Source organism: Actinoplanes sp. NPDC049265, from assembly GCF_043197135.1.
GTDB lineage: Bacteria > Actinomycetota > Actinomycetes > Mycobacteriales > Micromonosporaceae > Actinoplanes.
The window spans coordinates 894,180-912,132 of record NZ_JBICSP010000002.1; the positions used below are offsets into that span (position 1 = coordinate 894,180).

A 17,953-nucleotide genomic window follows, 5' to 3' on the forward strand; every position below is an offset into this window, starting at 1 on the left:
TCAGATCACCAGCGACGGGTGCAGCGCGGACGGGGTCAGCCGCCGGCCGCGGTGAGCCACCAGCACGGTCAGGATCAGGGCGGCGGCGCCGTAGCCCAGCAACGCCAGGCCACCCGTGAGTACCGTACCGGCCGCGCCGCCGTCGATGGCGTGGCGGAGCGCGCTCACCGCGTACGTCATGGGCAGCAGCGGGTGGACCGCCTGGAAGAACCACGGCGTGGTCTGCACCGGATAGGTGCCGCCGGAGGACGTGAGCTGCAGCATCAGCAGCACCAGGGCGAGGATCCGGCCGGCCGGGCCGAGCGCGGCACCGAGCAGCTGCATGATCGCGGCGAACGCGGCCGCGGCCAGCGCCAGCAGGCCCCACATCGCGAACGGGTGCACCGGGTCGAGGCCGAGCCCCAGGCACACCACCGCGAACAACAGCGTCGCCTGGGCCACGCCGATCGTCACCGCGGGCAGCAACCCGGCCAGGACGACGCGCGGGGTGGGCGCGCCCGAGACCAGGTGCCGACGGTTCAGCGGGCGCAGCACCATGAACGTGATCATCGCGCCGACCCAGAGCGCCAGGGCCAGGAAGTACGGGGCGAACCCGACGCCGTAGGTGGCCGCCGGGTGCCGCGTGTCGCGGTCCAGCGCGACCGGGTCGCCGAGCACGTCCGAACGCTGGGCGGCGTCGTCGTACCCGGGAATCCGATCGGCGCCGTCGGCCAGCCCGGTGGCCAGCCGCGCGGCGCCGCCCTCGAGGTCACCCAGCCCGGCCGCGAGCTTCCGGCCACCCCGGTCGAGAGTGGTCAGGCCATCGTCGAGCTGCCGGGCGCCGGTGGCCAGGCGGAAGATTCCGCCGCTGAGCCGGTGGGCGCCGGCGGCGGCGCTGTTCGCGCCGGCATCGACCCGGCCGGCCCCCGCGGCGAGGTCCGACAGACCGTTGGCCAGGGCGTCGACCTGGGTACGGGCGGCCGCCACGTCGTCGGCCAGGTGCGGTGCGGCGTCGGCCAGCCGGTCGGCGGCGTCGGCCAGCGTCCGCAGCCGCGCCCGCAACTGGGCCAGGTCGGCGTGGTCGATGCTGTCCTGAATCTTTTCGGCCGTCGCCACCAGCCGGTGGGCGGTGTCCCGCATCGCGTCGATGTCGTCGGTCTCGTCGGGCAGGCCGTCCAGGTAGCGACTCAGCTGCCGGGCACTGCCGACCGCGTCGCCGGCCGCGTCGTCGAGGGCGTCGATGTTGTCGGCCAGCGCGTCGGCGCCGGTCGAGACCTGACGGGCCGCGGTCTGGATCAGCTCGGCGTTGTCGCGCAGGACCGGCTCGATCCGGTCGGCGGCGCCGTCCACGGCCGTCTTGAGCTGCCGCCCGCCGTCAGCGGCGCGGGCGGTGCCGTCGGCCAGCTGCCGCGTGCCGGCCTTGAGCCGGTCGAGCCCGGTGGCCAGGTCCTTGGCGCCGGTGGCGGCGGTACCCAGCCCGCGGTCGAGCTGCCCGGCGCCGTCCTTGGCGGTGCCGAGCCCTCCGGCCAGCCGGTCGGCGCCCGTACTCGCGTCCTGGGCGCCGTCCCGCAGCTGCCCGGCGCCATCGGCGGCCTGCTCGGTCTGCTGCTTCAGATCGGTGAAACCGATCAGCATCCGGTCGAAGTACCCGGCGGCGGCCGAGGCCGAGGCGGCCGCCCGGACCTCGCTGAACGCGGTCTTGGAGAAGACGCCGGACAGGTAGTTGGTGGCGTCGTCGGTCACCACGTGCAGTTGCGCGTCGGCTGGGGTGGCGTCCGGGTCGGGCGCGGTGACCAGATCGGCCGAGAAGTCGGCCGGGATGCGCAGCACGATGTGGTACGTGCCGTCGTCGAGGCCCCGCTCGGCGCCCCGCTCATCGGTCACGTGCCAGTCGAAGACCTGCCGTTTCCGCAGTTCGTCGGCCAGGTCGCGGCCGGCGTGCACCTCGGTGCCGTCGCTGCCCCGGGCCGGCCGGTCCTCGACGACCAGCGCGGCCGGGATGTGGTTGAGCCGGCCGTACGGGTCCCAGAACGCGTAGAGGTAGAGCGCCCCGTAGAGCAGCGGGATCACGGCCAGCACGACGAGGGCGGCCGCGGTCAGCCGGCCCCGCAGGAAGCGCCGCAGCTCCATGCCCGCGAGCCGGATCATGCCGCCACCTCCAGCTTCTCCAGGTTGATGACGTGGGTGGTCAGGTCACATGCGACGGTGCGCGCGGTGATGATCACGGCGATGCCTTCGGTGGTGAGGTCGGTGAAAATCTGCCGGAGCCGCCACCGCTCGGCCTCGTCCAGGCCGGCGTCCCAGTCGTCGAGCGCGATCACGGCCGGGTTCTCCATCCGGGCGAGGACCAGGCCGAGGAGTTGGCGCTGGTAGGGGGTCAGGTCACGGCCGCGCAGGTCAGGATCGAGACCCAGCAGGGGTACGGAGGGGAGCTCGCGCCGCCGCCCGAATCGTCGCCGGCGGTGTCCGAGCAGGGCCAGCCGCTCCCGCACGTGCTCGGCCACGGTGGCGGTCGGCTCGGGGTCATTCACCCCGGCGACGTAGGCCAGTGCCACCCCTCGCCGCATCGGACCCACCGTCCCCGCCTCGTCACGCCCGGCGTCGCCAGGCGCCGCCTCGTCGGGCACGACGTCTATGGGCGTGCCGTCCACGGGGTCGGCGTCGGCTGCGGGCGGGGCGTCGGGGGCGGGGGTGTCGGAATCGCGGGCTGACGGAGGCGTACCCGCCGGGGTGTGGATCTTGCCGGCGGAGAGCTTGAAGCGACCGGCCAGCGCGAGCAACGCGGTGGTACGGCCGCTGCCCGGCGGGCCGGTGAGCGCGACCAGCTCGCCCGGCTCGACCACCGCGTCGAGGCCGCGGACGATCCAGCGGCGGCGATGGCGGACGCCCACACCCTCGGCGATGAGCACTGACATGCGGAACACCTCTTTGCACTGACTGGTCAGTACAAAAAGATACTCCCACTCCGGCCCGATGCGGCGGCACGAGACCAGGATCACGTCCCGTGGCAGGATCGGGCCCATGGTGAAGCGCTGGGGCATGACCGTTCCGCTCGGCGGGATCCCGCTGGCCGAGCACGCCGACGTGTTCAAGACCCTGGTCGACGCCGGGTTCACCGACGCCTGGACGTCCGAAGTGGCCGGCACCGACGCGTTCACCCCGCTCGCCCTGGCCGCGGCCTGGGCGCCGGCGCTGCGGCTGGGCACCGCGATCGCGCCCGTCTTCACCCGCGGCCCCGGGCTGCTGGCGATGACCGCGGCCGCCCTGGCCGAGACCGCACCGGGAAGGTTCCAGCTCGGCGTGGGCGCGTCCTCGCCGGTGGTGGTCGGCGACTGGAACTCGGTGCCGTTCGACCGGCCGTTCGCCCGCAGCCGCGACACGTTGCGCTTTCTGCGTCCGGCGCTGGCCGGCGAGATGGTCGACCAGGAGTTCGAGACCTTCGCGGTACGCCGGTTCCGGCTCGAGCGTCCCCCGGCGACCCCGCCGCCGGTCCTGCTGGCCGCGTTGCGCCCGGGCATGCTGCGGCTCGCCGCGACCGAGGCCAACGGCGTGATCATGAACTGGCTGGCCGCCACCGACGTGCCGACCGCGCTGGCCGAGACCAAAAGCGCCGCCACCGACGTGCCCGCCGCCCTGGCCGAGCCCGAGAACGCCGCGGCTGGCTTCGACGTGGTGGCGCGGATCTTCGTCTGCCCGACCACCGACACCGGCTACGCCCGCGCGGTGGGCCGGCGCATGATCACGTCGTACCTGAACGTGCCCGCCTACGCCGAGTTCCAGAAGTGGCTGGGCCGCGGCCCGGCGCTGGCGGGCATGTGGTCGGCGTGGGCCGCCGGGGACCGCAGGGGTGCGCTGGCCGCAATCCCCGACGAAGTGGTCGACGACCTGATCGTGCACGGCTCACCGGCCGAGTGCCGCGCGAAGATCCAGGCGTACGCCGACAACGGCATCCGCGTGCCGGTGCAGGCCCTGATCGCGACGCCGGAGTGGGACGCGGGCAGCACCGCCGACAAGCTCGCCCTGATCACCGCGCTCGGAGCCTAGGCGCATCTGACGGACGTTCCAACACTGGTTCGTAGCCAGGCGGCACGCAGACGATGCGTTCGTCGTTCCAGAGCAGGGCCAGCGTGCCGCCGGCGGCGAGCGCGCCGGCGGCCGGCCGCCACCGGGAGGCGGGCCGGCGACCTCGCGAAGACGCGGCCGGGATTCCGGTCCTCCATCGTGGAATCGTGGGGCGCGAAAGCCCGTCGCGTCGGCTGACGGCTTCGGGTTAACCTACGGGCCCTCGGCGGAAGGGCTGACGATGAACGCCGTACCCGCCCCGCGGGTGACTCTGAACGGGATTGCCCGGCTGGCCGGCGTGTCGGTGGCCACCGTGTCGCGGGTCCTCAACGGACAGGGCAACGTGTCGGCCGCCACCCGGGCCCGGGTCCGGCACCTGCTGGACGAGCACGGCTACCAGGCTCGCGCCTCGCGCCGGCCCGAGTCGACCGGGCTGATCCAGGTCATCTTTCCCGGCATCGACACCGGCTGGGAGATCGAACAGCTCCGCGGGATGGAATCGGCCGCGCACGACGCCGGCGTGGGCCTGGCCGTGGCCGCGCTCGGCCCGGGGCCGGCCGACGACCTGCGACGGTGGGTGAGCACCGGCCGGATCGACGGCGTGATCCTGGCCGCGACCAGCGGCGCCGGCCCGCTCGCGGCGATGCTCGACAGTTTGGACATTCCGGTGGTGGCCCTCGACCCGGGCACGCGGGCCGGTGCGGAGTTGCCTTCGATCGGCGCCGCCAACTGGTCCGGTGCGTTCCAGGTGACCCGGCATCTGACCGCGCTCGGCCACCGGCGGATCGGCATGGTGACCGGCTGGAACGGCTTGCTGTGCAGCCGGGCCCGGCTCGACGGCTTCCGGGCCGCGCTCGACGGGGCGGGCATCGAGGACGACCCCGGGTTGATCGTGCGGGGCGATTTCTCGTACGAGGCGGGCTTCGCCGCGGCGCAGGGGCTGCTCGCCCTCGACCGTCCGCCGACGGCGATCGTGGCGTCGAGCGACAACATCGCCCGTGGCGTGATCGAGGCGGCCCGGCGACGCGGCATCGCGGTGCCCGACGAGCTCAGCGTCACCGGCTTCGACGACATCCCGAGCGCCCGCTGGTCGTCGCCGCCACTGACGACGGTCCGCCAGCCACTGCAGGACATGGGCCACCTGGCCACGGGCACCGTCCTGCGGCTGGCCCGCGGCAAGCCCCTCGACACCCCCACCGTGGAACTCAGCACCCAGCTGATCATCCGCGAGAGCACCGCCCCACCACCGCGCCCGCGTCGCCGCTGACCCCCACCCAGCACTGAACGCTCCCTGCTTCCCCATCGCCGCCGCAGAGCCCGTCCCGGCGACACCCCGAGCCGCGATCGCCGAATTGGATCGCGACGCCGAAAGCGCCGGTCACCTACCGTCTGCCCATGGTCGTCGGATTTCTGGGGCTCGGCGTGATGGGCGAGCCGATGGCACTCAACCTGGCCCGCGCCGGCACACCCCTGGTGGTGTGGAGCCGACGGCCACCCGCGAGCGACGAGCTGCGCGCCCTGATGGCGCCGTCCGCCGCCGAGGCCGTCGCCCAGGCCGATGTGATCCTGCTCATGCTGGCCAACGGCGAGGCCATCGACGCGGTCCTGGCCCGCGGCACCGACGACTTCGGCGCCCTCAAAGGCAAGATCATCGTGCCCATGGGTACGACCGCACCCGAGTATTCCGCCGGCCTCTGCGCGGATGTGCTCGCCGCGGGCGGACGGTACGTCGAGGCCCCGGTCTCCGGCTCCCGCAAGCCCGCCGAGGCCGGCCGGCTGGTCGCGATGCTCGCCGGCGAGCCCGGCGACGTGGCGGTGGTCCGCCCGCTGCTGGCCCCGATGGTCGGCGACGCGATCGAGTGCGGCCCGGTCCCGCAGGGCCTGCTGATGAAGCTGGCGGTCAACGTCTACCTGATCAACCTGGTGACCGGCCTGGCCGAGTCGTACCACTTCGCCGAGCGCCACGGCCTCGACCTGGACCGGCTGACCTCGGTGCTGAACGCCGGTCAGATGGCCAGCGACATCTCCCGGATCAAGACGCTGAAGTTGCGTGACCGCGAGTTCGGGGTGCAGGCCGCGATCCGGGACGTGCACTACAACAGCGAGCTGGTGGCCGACGCCGCCCGCCGCGCCGGGATCGCGTCGCCGCTGGTCGACGTGTGCGAGCAGCTGTTCGGCGAGGCGGTCGCCCTGGGCCACGGGGGCGACGACATGGCCGGGGTGGTGACGGCGCTCGAGGCGCGTACCCGGTCAGCCGCTCAGCGCCACGCCCCCGCGACCAGCACGAGCAGCGGGATCACGCGCTCGCCGGGCACCTCGTAGACGCCTCGCGCCGACGACCGCAGCCAACCGGCGTTGACCAGTTGCCGCAAGTGGTGGTAGATCTGCCCGGTCGTACCCAGCCCTTCCTGCTCGGCCAGTTCGGCCGGATTGCGGACCCCTTCGAGTACGCGCCGGAGCAGCGTCAACCGCACCGGATGCCCGAGGGCGGCCAGGGTTCGGGCCGGGTCGGACCAGTCCTCGGCCATCAGCCGCTCGACCGGCAGCCCGTACTGCCATTCGTAGCGTTCGTCGGTGGGCAGTTGGACGATGCCGGTGAAGAGCACCGCCCCGCCCTCGAGGTCCCCGATCTGCCCGCGCAGCCCTTCCAGCGCCCAGAAGTCCTGCTCGTGCCGGCCCGGCGCCGGCGTCGCGGGCGGCTCAGCGGTCAGCGCGGCGACCTTCTGTTCCAGGTCAGCCAGCCGTTCCTCGACACTTCTTTCCTCCATAATTCCACAATTACGGAGCTACGAAGAAGAGTCAATCCAAGGCCTACGAGCCAGGCCACCGCGACCACGAGCAGGAGCCGTTCCAACGCCGCCCCGAGCATCACCCGCCCCGCGAACAGCATGATCAGCCCGAGCGCCCCGCCCACCGGCACGGTGATCGCCACCGCGATGCCGGACACCCACCGCGCCGCCCGGTCCCGCGTGATCATCCAGTGTTCGGCCATCGCCCCGGCCAGGACCACCATCCCGAGGATGGCCGCGCCGGCGTGCACCACGTCAGCCCCCGTGCTCGCCTCGAAGGGCGGCAACGGGCACCCGCCCGTACACGGAACCGCCCCCGACACCGCGGCCAGGCCCGCCGCCACGAGCAGCAACACCGCACGCAGCCGGAGGCCCAGCCCGGCGACACCGACCGCCAGCACGATCAGACCGGCCCGGTAGAGCCCGGCCAGCGGCAGCCCCGCCACGCCGGCCTCACTCACGTACCCCTGCCACCAAGGCCCCGGAGCCGCGACCAGACCGGCCAGCATGATCACCGCGCCGCCGAGCACCGCACCGGCGCTCGCCCCCGCCAACAGGCGAGCGGCCCGCACCGACTGACTCGGTGCGGGCCGCTCCTGGGTGCCGGTCACTCGCCGTCGGCGAGGATCGCGTACAGCCGGCGCTTGGTGTCCCCCAACACCTCGAGCGCCTTCTGCCGCTGTTCCGGCGTGCCGTTGAAGCCGACCTGCCGCAGCGCGTCGAAGATGCCGACGGCCGCGTCGCGGAAGTCGTGCACCTGGGACATGCTGTCCTCGCTGAACTGTGCCCACGGCGGGTTCTGGGCGGCGGTCTCGGCCTCGGGCCGGCCGTCGGAGGTAAGCCGGTAGCTCTTGCGGCCACCGGCGGCCTCGGCCTCGATCAGGCCCTCGTCCTCCAGCAACTGGAGGGTCGGGTAGACCGAGCCCGGGCTCGGGCGCCAGATGCCGCCGGTGCGGCTCTCCAGCTCCTGAATGATCTCGTAGCCGTGCATCGGCCGCTCGAGGAGCAGCGCCAGCACCGCGGGCCGGACGTTGGGCCGGCTGCCTCGCCCGCCCCGCCGGCCACCGCGCCCCTCGAACCCGCCACCCCAGCCGTGGCCACCGGGACCACCGGGGCCACCCGGGCCGAACGGGAAACCGGGAGGGAAACCAAACCCACGCATGCGGGCCTCTCGCAGATGACGGAAAGCTTCATGCCTCATGATCGTTCTCCAACCTGTCGTCGATAGGTAGACGATATATCGGCAACCGCTCGGCGACAAGGTTTTCATTCTTGCCGGGGTACGACGCGTGTGGACGAGTCGTCGTCTGGCAATCTGATAGCTGTGCTGACGGTGCCGATGCGCCAGCTCGGGGAGTCCGAGCGGGCGACGGTCGAGCGGATCCTCGACCGAGACCCCTACGCCGGTGCCCAGATCGCCGAGCGTGTAGCCGCCCATGGCCTGAGCTGGTGGCGGTCCGACGGGCGGGTCTACGGCTACGGCCCGAGCGACGCCGTCGAGTCGATGATCTGGTCCGGTGCGCATCTGGTTCCGGTGTGCGCGACGCCGGCGTCGGTGGCCGCCTTCGCCGAGTTGCTGGCCGGCGAGCCCCGCATCTGCTCGTCGATCATCGGTCGCGCCGACGCGGTGCTAGATCTCTGGGACAGGCTGGCCGTGCACTGGGGCCCGGCCCGCGACGTGCGCCCCAACCAGCCGCTGCTGGTCGCCGATCAAGAGCCCGAGATCAACCCCGATCCCGGGGTACGCCTGGTCCGCCACGACGAGATCGATCTGCTGTTCCCGGCGGCCGTGGCGATGTACACCGAGGAGGTCGGCGTCTCGCCCCTCATGGACGACGGCGGCCGTGGCTACCGTCGCCGCATCGCCGAGCTGGTCCGGGGCAAGCGCGCCTACGCCCGCTTCCACGAGGGCCGCGTCATCTTCAAGGCCGAGCTGGCCATTGTGACCCGCCACACCGCCCAGGTCCAGGGCGTCTGGGTCGACCCCGAGTTCCGTGGCCAGGGCTTGGCCGCCCCGGCGATGGCGGCGGTCACCCAGGACGCTCTGCGCCGCGTGGCTCCCACGGTCAGCCTCTACGTGAACGACTACAACACTCCCGCCCGCAAGGCCTACGCCCGCTGCGGTTTCACCCCCGCCGGCACCTTCGCCACGGTCCTCTTCTAGCGCCCACCGCAGAGTTCCCTACCGCGCGGAATTCCGTGCGGCGCGACCCACCGTGGGGCGCACGTCCCCAACCGCCGCCCAGCTCCCCCTCGACGGCGCCGCGCGCCCACTCACCGCGCGGGGCCTCGCCCACTCACCACGCGGGGCCGCACCCACCCACTCACCGCACGGGGCCACGCCCACCCACCACGCGGGGCTCTGCACCCACCCACCACGCGGGGCCGCACCCACCCACTCACCGCACGGGGCCACGCCCACCCACCACGCGGGGCTGCACCCACCCACCACGCGGGGCCGCACCCACTCGCCGCGCGAGGTGGGCTCAGTGCACCGTGACGGTCGGCCCCGGCAGCAGCTCGCGCATCTCGTCGGGCAGGTCGGCGCCCATCGCGTCGGCGAGCCGCAGCGCCTCCTCGACCAGCGTCTCGACGATCACCGACTCGGGCACCGTCTTGATCACCTGGCCCTTGACGAAGATCTGCCCCTTGCCGTTGCCCGACGCCACACCCAGGTCGGCCTCGCGCGCCTCGCCCGGACCGTTCACCACGCAGCCCATGACGGCCACCCGCAGCGGCACCGGGAAACCTTCCAGCGCCGCCGTCACCTGCTCGGCCAGCGTGTACACGTCGACCTGGGCCCGGCCGCACGACGGGCAGGAAACGATCTCCAGCCCACGCTCACGCAGCCCCAGCGACTCGAGGATCGCTTGCCCGACCTTGATCTCCTCGACCGGCGGCGCCGACAGCGACACCCGGATCGTGTCGCCGATGCCCTCGGCCAGCAGCGCACCGAACGCCACCGAGCTCTTGATCGTGCCCTGGAACGCCGGCCCGGCCTCGGTCACGCCCAGGTGCAGGGGGTAGTCGCACTGCTCGGCCAGCTGGCGGTACGCCCGGATCATCACGACCGGGTCGTTGTGCTTGACCGAGATCTTGATGTCGCGGAAGCCGTGCTCCTCGAACAGTGAGCATTCCCACAGCGCCGACTCGACCAGTGCCTCGGCGGTCGGCTTGCCGTATTTCTCCAGCAGGCGCTTGTCCAGGCTGCCGGCGTTGACCCCGATCCGGATCGGGATGCCGGCGTCGGACGCCCGCTTGGCGATCTCCTTGACCTGGTCGTCGAACTTGCGGATGTTGCCGGGGTTGACCCGGACCGCCGCGCATCCGGCGTCGATCGCCGCGAACACGTACTTGGGCTGGAAGTGGATGTCCGCGATCACCGGGATCTGGGACTTCTTGGCGATCGCCGGGAGCGCCTCGACGTCGTCCTGGGACGGCACCGCGACCCGGACGATCTGACAGCCGGACGCCGTGAGCTCGGCGATCTGCTGCAGCGTGGCGTTCACGTCGGCGGTCAGGGTGGTGGTCATGGACTGCACGCTGACCGGTGCCCCACCGCCCACCGGGACCGAGCCGACCATCACCTGACGGCTCTGGCGGCGGGGGGCGAGCGGCGGAGGAGGAACGGCCGGCATACCGAGACTGACTGCGGTCACTGTCACATCACCTGGAGAAGATCGAGATCGGATTGACGACGTCCGCCGTGACGGTGAGCAGGGTGAACGCCCCACCGATCAGAATGACGGCGTAGGTCAGCGGCATCAACTTGAAGTAGTCGACACGCCCTGGATCGGGTCGCTTCAGCTTGGAGTAGAGCCACGAACGTGCGCGTTCGTACCAGGCGATGGCGATGTGCCCGCCGTCGAGCGGCAGCAGCGGCAGCAGGTTGAAGATGCCGATGAAGACGTTCAACGAGATAAAGATGCCGATGAAGATCTCCCACAGGCCGGCCTCGGCCGCCTCGGCGCCCAACCGGCTGGCACCCAGCACGCTGATCGGGGTGTCGGGGTCGCGCTCGTCACCGGTGATCGAGTGCCACAGGGCCGGGATCTTCTCGGGGATGCGCTTCATCGCCGCGAACGTGCCGCTGACGATCGTCGCGGTCTGCTGGCCGACCGAGCCGAACGCGTCGACCGGGCCATAGGTGACCGTGAGCGGTTCCGTGGTGGTCCAGTTGATGCCGGCCACCGCGACCTGAGTGACCGGGCCCTTCGGGTTTTCCAGCGGCGGCCGCTGGGCCGCGATCAGGTTGATGGTCGCCGTGCCGGGCTGACCGGCCCGGGAGTAGGCGAACTGGGCCGCGCCGGCCGGCAGGGACCGGATCGTGTCGGTCAGCTGGCCGTAGTTGGCGATCGGCTTGCCGTTGATCGCGGTGATGATGTCGTCGGTCTTCAGCCCGGCGACGGCCGCCGGGCCCTTGACGTCACCGTTCTGCCCGACCGCGCACGGTGAGTTGTCGCGCAGGTTGATCTGCACGCAGTCGCCGACCTGGATCTGGGCGGGTGCCTCACGCTGCTCGGTCGCGGTGACCGGCAGGGCCGGGTTCTGCACCCCGACGGCGACGGCCGCGAAATACATCGCCACCAGGGCCAGCAGGAAGTGCGTGACCGAGCCGGACGCCATCACGATCGTCCGTTTCCACACCGGGAAGCGCCACATCGCCCGCGGCTCGTCGGCCGGGTCGACGTCGTCGTCCTGCGGCGTCATGCCGACGATCTTGCAGAAGCCGCCGAGCGGGATCAGCTTCAGGCCGTACTCGGTCTCGCCCCGGCGGAAGGAGAACACCGTCGGTCCGAACCCGACGAAGTACTTGGTGACCTTCATGCCGAAGCGTTTGGCCGTGATCATGTGGCCCGCCTCATGCAGGCTCACCGAGATCAGGATCGCGAGCGCGAACGCCACAAACCCCACCGCGAACATCCTCAAGCCCCTTCAGCCGCAGTCGCGATCATCCGCTGCGCCTGGGCACGCGCCCAGGACTCCGCGGCCAGCACGTCGTCGACGGTACTCGGATCGGCAAACCCGGGCGCCGCCGCGAGCACCCGCTCCAAGGTTTCGACGATGCCCAGAAAAGGTAGCCGACCGGACACGAACGCGGCCACACACTCTTCGTTGGCCGCGTTGTAGACAGCCGGTAACAAATGCCCCGCCTGGCCCGCCTGTTTCGCCAGGCGTACGGCTGGAAAGGCCTCGTCGTCCAGCGGCCGCAGCTCCCAGTTGTGTGCCTCACGCCAGTCGACCCCCGCGGCCGCCCCCGGCACCCGATCGGGCCAGGCCAGCGCCAATGCGATAGGCAGCCGCATGTCGGGCGGGCTGGCCTGGGCCAGCGTGGAGCCGTCGGTGAACTCGACCAGCGAGTGCAGCACCGACTGCGGATGCACCATCACCTCGATGTCGGAGTACGGCACGTCGAACAACTCGTGCGCCTCGATCACCTCGAGTCCCTTGTTCACCATGGTGGCCGAATTGATGGTGACGACCGGGCCCATGTCCCAGGTCGGGTGCTTGAGCGCGTCCTCGGGTGTGACATGCGTCAACTCCGCGCGCGTACGCCCCCGGAACGCTCCCCCGCTGGCCGTCAGCACCAGCCGGCGCACCTCCTCGCGCCGCCCGCCGCGCAGGCACTGGGCCAGCGCCGAGTGCTCGGAGTCGACCGGCACGATCTGGCCGGGCGCCGCCGCGGCCTTGACCAGTGGCCCACCCGCGACCAGGGACTCCTTGTTGGCCAGGGCGAGCACCCGCCCGGAACGCAGCGCGGCCAGCGTGGGGGCCAGCCCGAGACTGCCCACGACGCCGTTGAGGACCACGTCACAGGGCCACTCGGCCAGCTCGGCCATCGCCGACGGCCCGGCCACGATCTTGGGCAGCTGGAAGTCGCCGCTGGCCCACCCACGGCGCTGCGCCTCAGCGTAGAAGGCCAGCTGCAGGTCTTGCACGACGGTGGCCCGGGCCACCCCGACCACCTCGACCGACAGCTCGAGGGCCTGCCGGGCCAGCAACTCGACGTTGCCGCCGCCGGCTCCCAGCGCGACCACCCGGAACTGACCCGGGTCGCGCCGGACGATGTCGATGGCCTGGGTCCCGATCGAACCGGTGGACCCGAGCAGCACTAGCTCCCGCATGGACACCATCTTCCCGGATTCGCGCCCAGGTCCGAATTTGCCTGTGGACAACTGGGTATCAGCCCAGCGTGCTGAAGGCCTGGCAAGGACGGGACGTGTCGCTGCACGCGGCCGCGGTGACCTTCTACGGCGGCATCGCGGTGGTGCCGGTGTGCCTGCTGGCGATCTGGCTCACCGGGCTGGTGGCCGGCGCTGATCGGGTCCGCCGGCTGACCGGGCACACGATCGCGGCGCTGCCGGACGCGATCGGCGCGCCCCGGGCCCTCTCCGCGCTCATCGACGCCGGACTGCACCTGTCGCCGTGGTTCGCCCTGGCCAGCCTGCTCCCGGCGACGCTCTACGGCGAGGGCCTGCGCCGCGCGTTCGTCTCGGTCCGGAGCCGGGACGAGACGCTGGTCGGCTGGCGCGGCCGGCTGCTCTGGCTGCCTCTGCTGGCCGCCGCCCCGGCGCTGCTGCTCGCCGCGTTCCTGGCCCTGCCGGTGACAAGTTCCCTGTGGGTACGCGGTGGCTGGTACGCCGTGGGCGGCGTGGTCCTGTCGTTCCTGGCGTGCTGGCTGGTGCTGACGCCGGTGGTGATCTGGGTCTACCGCTACCTGGCCCCCGGCCGCCCCCGATGGCTGGCCACCGTCCTGGTCGGCTCGTTCACCGCCGCCAACCTCAGCGGCTTCCTGCACGGCTTCGTGCTGTTCTGCTCGCTACCGCTGGACCTGGGTGTCCCGTTCGGCGGCTTCACCCAGATCGGCGGCATGGTCGCGGTCGGCCTCTGGCTCTATCTCTTCCACGTGATCGTGCTGGTCGGCTACGGTGCCACCCTCAGCGCCAGCGCCTTCCAGCAGCGGCGAGCGGAAGCGGCCGAGCGGCCCGGGCGCCCACCAGTTGAGCCGGCCGAGCAGGCGCATGGTGGCCGGCACGAGTAGCGCCCGCACCAGCGTGGCGTCGACCACGATGGCCACGATCATGCCGACGCCGATGGTCTTCACGATCGAGACGCCGCCGGTGGCAAACCCGGCCACCACGACGATGAGCAGCAGCGCGGCGGCGGTGATGATCCGCCCGGTGTGCTGCAGACCGGTCGCCACCGCGGTGGTGTTGTCGCCGGTCCGGTCCCACTCCTCGCGCACCCGGGAGAGCAGGAACACCTCGTAGTCGGTGGCCAGCCCGAACAGCACGGCCAGGACCAGGATCATGTTGCTGGGCTCGATGAACCCGGTCGCCTCGAAGCGCAGCAGGTTCTCGAAGTGGCCGTCCTGGAAGATCCACACCACCACGCCGAAGGACGCGCCGATCGAGACCAGGTTCATCAGCACCGCCTTGATCGGCAGCAGCAGCGATCCGAAGGCCAGGAACAGCAGCACGAACGTGGCCACGGCCATGATCAGGGCCATCCAGGGCAGCCGGTCGGACAGGCTGTCGAGCAGGTCCTGGTCGATCGCCGCCCGGCCGCCGACGAGGGCGTCCGGGGCCAGCTCACGGATCTGCCGGACCACACCGCGGGCGGCGTCCGAGCTCGGATCGTACGACGTAGTGACGGTGAGCAGGGACGGGTCGGTGGCCTGGGCGCCGGTCACGCCACGCAGCCCCGAGACGCGGCCGGCCAGGGCCTCGGCGTTACCGGCCGGGGCGTACACATCGATGGGGGTTGTGCCGCCGCCCGGGAAATCGTCACGCAGCGTCTCGACCACGATCCGCGCCGGGGTGTCGGCCGGCATCACCCGTGCGTCGAAGCCCCCGAACTCCACCCTGGTGAACGGCACCGCGAACAGCACCAGCAGGGCGAGCACACCGACCAGGTAGAGCACCGGGCGGCGCATCACGCTGTGTGCAAGCCGGCCCCACGCGGCGCCCGGCACCGCGCCGCGGCGCTGCGGCAGCGGGATGCGCAGGCGGTCGATCCGGTGCCCGATCAGGGACAACGCCGCCGGCAGCACGGTCAGCGCGGCGAGCATCGCGATCAGCACGGCGGCCATGCCGCCGATCGCCATCCCGCCGAGGAAGGGCTGCGGGAAGATCAGCAGGGAGGAGAGGGCCAGGACGATGGTCAGGCCCGAGACCATGACGGTACGCCCGGCCGTCGCGACAGTGATCCGGATAGCGTCCGGCACGTCCCGCCCCGCGGCCAGCTCCTCGCGAAACCGGCTGACCACGAAGAGTGAATAGTCGACGGCCATGCCCAGCCCGAGCAGCGTGATCACGTTGATCGCGAAGACGCTGATGTCGGTCAGATAGGTCAGCCCGCGCACCGCCACGAACGCGCCGAGGATCGCTATACCACCGATGACCAGCGGGGACAGCGCCGCCACGACCCCACGGAAGATCAGGATGAGCAGCAGCAGGAGGACCGGCAGCGAGAACAGCTCGGCCCGGGTCACGTCCCGCTCGGTCTGCTCGTTGGCCTGCTGGTTGAACGCCACCTCGCCACCGACGTCGGTGGTCAGCCCGGCCGCGTCCAAACGCGGCTCGATCGCCTCGTACGAGGCCAGCTTGGCGTCCTCATCGTCGCCGGCCAGCCAGACCATCGCGTAGGTGGCCCGGCCGTCGGTGCTGACCAGGCCCGGAGTACGCCCGTCGAGGTAACTCGCGACGTTGGTCACCTGGGGCTGGGTCCGCAGGCCGGCCACCGTGGCGCTGATCGCCGCGCGTACCTGGGCGTCCTGAACGGTCCGGCCCGTGCTCGACCAGAGCACGATGAGGTCGGGGCCGGGCCGGTGCAGCCGCTCGGCGATCGCCTCGGCGGCGCGGTTGGACTCCGAGCCCGGGTCGTCGTAGCCACCGCCGGTGAGCGCCCCGAAGACTCCGAAACCCCAGGTGGCGCCGGCCGCGACAAGCACCGTCGCAGCGACGATGACCCATCCGCGTACGCGTACGACGGCGCTCCCCCACCACCCGAACATGCCGTCAACCTACTGGAATCCCGTTGTCCACAGGCCCGGACGCGAGACGGATTTCAGCGCTAGGGTCCACGCCATGACGACTCTCCCGCAGCGTGCTGACGTGGTCATCATCGGCTCCGGCCACAACGGGCTGGTGTCCGCGATCCTGCTCGCGCGCGCCGGCCTCGACGTGGTGGTCCTCGAGGCCGCCGACGTGCTGGGGGGCGCCACGCGCACCGAGCATCCGTTCCCCCGGGTGCCCGGCCTGGGCCAGTCGACCGGGTCTTATCTTCTCGGTCTGATGCCGCCCGAGCTGCTGCGGAAGCTCGACGTGCAGATCCCGGTGCTGCGCCGCGACCCGCACTACTTCCTGCCCACGCCCGGTCCGGCCGGCTCGCCCTACCTTCTGTTCGGCAGCGACCGGGCGGCCACCCGGGCCCAGATGGAGCGGTTCTTCTCGCCGCGTGACGTGGCCGCCGACGAGGCGATGGCGGTCGAGATCGCGGCGCTGCGGGCCGACCTCGCGCCGGCCTGGCTGGCCGAGCCCGGGTCGATCGAGCAGGTCGCCGACCGCTACATCCGCCCGTCCCTGCAGAGCACGTTCATCGACATGATGCGGGGCTCGGTCGCCGACTATCTCGCCCGCTTCGGTTTCAAATCCGAGCTTCTGATGAGCATGTACGCGGTGACCGACGGCATCTCCGGCCTCAACGCGGGCCCCGACGACCCCGGCACCGGCCACAACTTCCTGGCCCACAACATGTGCCGGCTGCCCGGGGCCGACGGCACCTGGATGATCGCGGCCGGCGGCATGGGCACGGTGTCCCAGATGTTCGCGGCCGCCGCGCGGGGTTCAGGAGCGCAGATCTTCACGGGTACGCGGGTGAGCGCCGTGACCGTCTCCGGTGGCGCCGCCAGTGGTGTCGAACTGGCCGACGGGTCGTCCGTCGCCGCTTCGGTCGTGCTGGGCGCCTGCGACCCGTACGCGCTGATCGACCTCGTTCCCGACGGCGCCCTGCCCGCCTCCCTGATCGACCACATGGCCGCCATCCGCAAGCCCGGCACCACCATGAAGGTCAACCTGGCCCTGCGCGACCTGCCCACCTTCTCCTGCCTTCCGCCCGGCGCCCCGTCCCCGTTCGGCTCGACCATCCACCTGCTGCCCGGCTCCGCGGGCCTGGCCGGCGGGGCCGAGGCCGATTCCCCGATGGCCGCCCTGCGCGCGATGTGGGCCGACGTCCAGGCCGGCCGCCTGCCCGCCGAGCCGACCATGGAGTGGTACCTGCACACCACGGTCGACCCCAGCCTGCAGGACGACGAGGGCCACCACTCGTCCGCGCTGTTCGTCCAGTCGGTGCCCTACGACCTGGCCGGCACCACGTGGGACGAAGCTCTGCCCCGCTACGTCGACCAGCTCCTGGCCATCTGCGACAGGTACGCCCCCGGCACCAGCGCCCTGGTCGCCGACATGATGCCGTTGACCCCGCCCGGCATCGAGAAGCACTTCGGCATCACCGGCGGCCATATCCACCACGTCGACAACACGGTCGCCTTCAACCAGCGCATGCCCTACGCCACAGGGCTCGACGGCCTGTACGCCGGTTCCGCCGGCACCCACCCCGCCGGCAGCGTCATAGGCGCCGCCGGCCACAACGCCGCCACCCGAATCCTCCACGACCTCGGCCGCCCCTGACCCCCACCCCTCAGCCCGCACCACCCCGCCTACACCACCCCGCACCGCGGCACCACCCGCGCCACCGCACCGCTTCCAACGCCCCGCCCGCCGATATGCGCCGCTGCAAGGCACCGCCCCGCACACCATTCCCGCCGCCCCGGCGGCTGGCAGGCTGCGCGGGGCTGTACCCGAAACGGTGTTTCTGGCCCGATTCGCCGGACTTGAGAGTCGGCGGGATGGGCACTGTGAGTAATGACGTCAGAGATCGTGGAGACACCGACGAAGAACAGGCGGGTCGGGCGGCAGCTGTCGCCGGAGCAGGCCGCCGCGGCAGCGATGGTCGCCGAGGCGAGGGCCAGCGGGCTGGAGCTGACCGGTCCCGGCGGGTTACTGAAATTGTTCACCAAGAACGTCCTCGAGACGGCGCTGAACGAGGAGATGACCGAGCACCTC

14 protein-coding genes and 2 pseudogenes are annotated in these 17,953 nt (G+C 71.8%); 7 read left to right on the forward strand and 9 right to left on the reverse strand.

Translation table 11 applies throughout. The annotated features are described in order from the left end of the window. Complete coding sequence (locus ACGFIO_RS09735; RefSeq protein ID WP_392824296.1) at positions 1 to 2,127, reverse strand: YhgE/Pip family protein; 2,127 nt, start codon at positions 2,125 to 2,127, stop codon at positions 1 to 3. Continuing rightward, positions 2,124 to 2,894, reverse strand: coding sequence for an ATP-binding cassette domain-containing protein (locus tag ACGFIO_RS09740; protein WP_392824299.1), 771 nt, complete (start codon positions 2,892 to 2,894; stop codon positions 2,124 to 2,126). Before ACGFIO_RS09740 ends, ACGFIO_RS09735 begins: the two co-directional genes overlap by 4 nt. Positions 2,895 to 3,000: 106 nt before the next feature. Between ACGFIO_RS09740 and ACGFIO_RS09745 the strand changes: the two genes are divergently transcribed. The 3 genes from ACGFIO_RS09745 (at position 3,001) to ACGFIO_RS09755 (ending at position 6,363) form a co-directional block, all read left to right on the forward strand. Beyond that, positions 3,001 to 4,023 (forward strand): LLM class F420-dependent oxidoreductase, encoded by a 1,023-nt coding sequence (locus ACGFIO_RS09745; protein ID WP_392824301.1) that lies wholly within the window; start codon positions 3,001 to 3,003, stop codon positions 4,021 to 4,023. Between the two features lie 259 nt (positions 4,024 to 4,282). Next, on the forward strand, positions 4,283 to 5,308 hold the full coding sequence (locus tag ACGFIO_RS09750; protein WP_392824304.1) for a LacI family DNA-binding transcriptional regulator: 1,026 nt from the start codon (positions 4,283 to 4,285) through the stop codon (positions 5,306 to 5,308). Positions 5,309 to 5,436: 128 nt separating this feature from the next. Further along, the gene (locus tag ACGFIO_RS09755) at positions 5,437 to 6,363 is read left to right on the forward strand and encodes an NAD(P)-dependent oxidoreductase (protein ID WP_392824306.1); all 927 of its coding nucleotides are present in this window, start codon (positions 5,437 to 5,439) and stop codon (positions 6,361 to 6,363) included. Here ACGFIO_RS09755 and ACGFIO_RS09760 read toward each other — a convergent pair. From ACGFIO_RS09760 to ACGFIO_RS09770, 3 genes are read right to left on the reverse strand one after another with little or no spacing between them, the layout of a single operon-like run. Next, on the reverse strand, positions 6,300 to 6,809 hold the full coding sequence (locus tag ACGFIO_RS09760; protein WP_392824308.1) for an ArsR/SmtB family transcription factor: 510 nt from the start codon (positions 6,807 to 6,809) through the stop codon (positions 6,300 to 6,302). The genes ACGFIO_RS09755 and ACGFIO_RS09760 overlap by 64 nt on opposite strands. Beyond that, positions 6,749 to 7,441 (reverse strand): DUF998 domain-containing protein, encoded by a 693-nt coding sequence (locus tag ACGFIO_RS09765; protein ID WP_392824310.1) that lies wholly within the window; start codon positions 7,439 to 7,441, stop codon positions 6,749 to 6,751. Before ACGFIO_RS09765 ends, ACGFIO_RS09760 begins: the two co-directional genes overlap by 61 nt. Then, on the reverse strand, positions 7,438 to 8,031 hold the full coding sequence (locus tag ACGFIO_RS09770) for a PadR family transcriptional regulator (RefSeq protein ID WP_392824312.1): 594 nt from the start codon (positions 8,029 to 8,031) through the stop codon (positions 7,438 to 7,440). Before ACGFIO_RS09770 ends, ACGFIO_RS09765 begins: the two co-directional genes overlap by 4 nt. 123 nt (positions 8,032 to 8,154) lie before the next feature. Between ACGFIO_RS09770 and ACGFIO_RS09775 the strand changes: the two genes are divergently transcribed. Next, on the forward strand, positions 8,155 to 8,994 hold the full coding sequence (locus ACGFIO_RS09775; RefSeq protein ID WP_392824314.1) for a GNAT family N-acetyltransferase: 840 nt from the start codon (positions 8,155 to 8,157) through the stop codon (positions 8,992 to 8,994). A gap of 322 nt (positions 8,995 to 9,316) precedes the next feature. Here ACGFIO_RS09775 and ispG read toward each other — a convergent pair whose 3' ends face one another. From ispG to dxr, 3 genes are read right to left on the reverse strand one after another with little or no spacing between them, the layout of a single operon-like run. Next, the gene (gene ispG, locus ACGFIO_RS09780) at positions 9,317 to 10,489 is read right to left on the reverse strand and encodes a flavodoxin-dependent (E)-4-hydroxy-3-methylbut-2-enyl-diphosphate synthase (RefSeq protein WP_392824316.1); all 1,173 of its coding nucleotides are present in this window, start codon (positions 10,487 to 10,489) and stop codon (positions 9,317 to 9,319) included. Between the two features lie 7 nt (positions 10,490 to 10,496). Then, a complete protein-coding gene (locus ACGFIO_RS09785; protein WP_392824318.1) occupies positions 10,497 to 11,753 on the reverse strand; it encodes a M50 family metallopeptidase in 1,257 nt (418 codons plus the stop codon). A gap of 2 nt (positions 11,754 to 11,755) precedes the next feature. Continuing rightward, on the reverse strand, positions 11,756 to 12,964 hold the full coding sequence (dxr, locus tag ACGFIO_RS09790) for a 1-deoxy-D-xylulose-5-phosphate reductoisomerase (protein ID WP_392824321.1): 1,209 nt from the start codon (positions 12,962 to 12,964) through the stop codon (positions 11,756 to 11,758). A gap of 86 nt (positions 12,965 to 13,050) precedes the next feature. Here dxr and ACGFIO_RS09795 point away from each other — a divergent pair, with 86 nt between their 5' ends. Beyond that, positions 13,051 to 13,872: a YhjD/YihY/BrkB family envelope integrity protein gene (locus tag ACGFIO_RS09795; RefSeq protein ID WP_392824322.1), complete on the forward strand. Its 822-nt coding sequence runs from the start codon at positions 13,051 to 13,053 to the stop codon at positions 13,870 to 13,872. 9 nt (positions 13,873 to 13,881) lie between these two features. Here ACGFIO_RS09795 and ACGFIO_RS09800 read toward each other — a convergent pair. Then, positions 13,882 to 15,846 (reverse strand): annotated as a pseudogene (locus tag ACGFIO_RS09800) (MMPL family transporter); the annotation flags it as partial. Between the two features lie 73 nt (positions 15,847 to 15,919). On the opposite strand from ACGFIO_RS09800, the gene ACGFIO_RS09805 reads away from it, so the two are divergent. Both ACGFIO_RS09805 and ACGFIO_RS09810 read left to right on the forward strand, forming a co-directional pair. Continuing rightward, a complete protein-coding gene (locus tag ACGFIO_RS09805) occupies positions 15,920 to 17,518 on the forward strand; it encodes a phytoene desaturase family protein (protein ID WP_392824325.1) in 1,599 nt (532 codons plus the stop codon). Between the two features lie 234 nt (positions 17,519 to 17,752). After that, a pseudogene (locus ACGFIO_RS09810) lies at positions 17,753 to 17,953 on the forward strand (hypothetical protein); the annotation flags it as partial.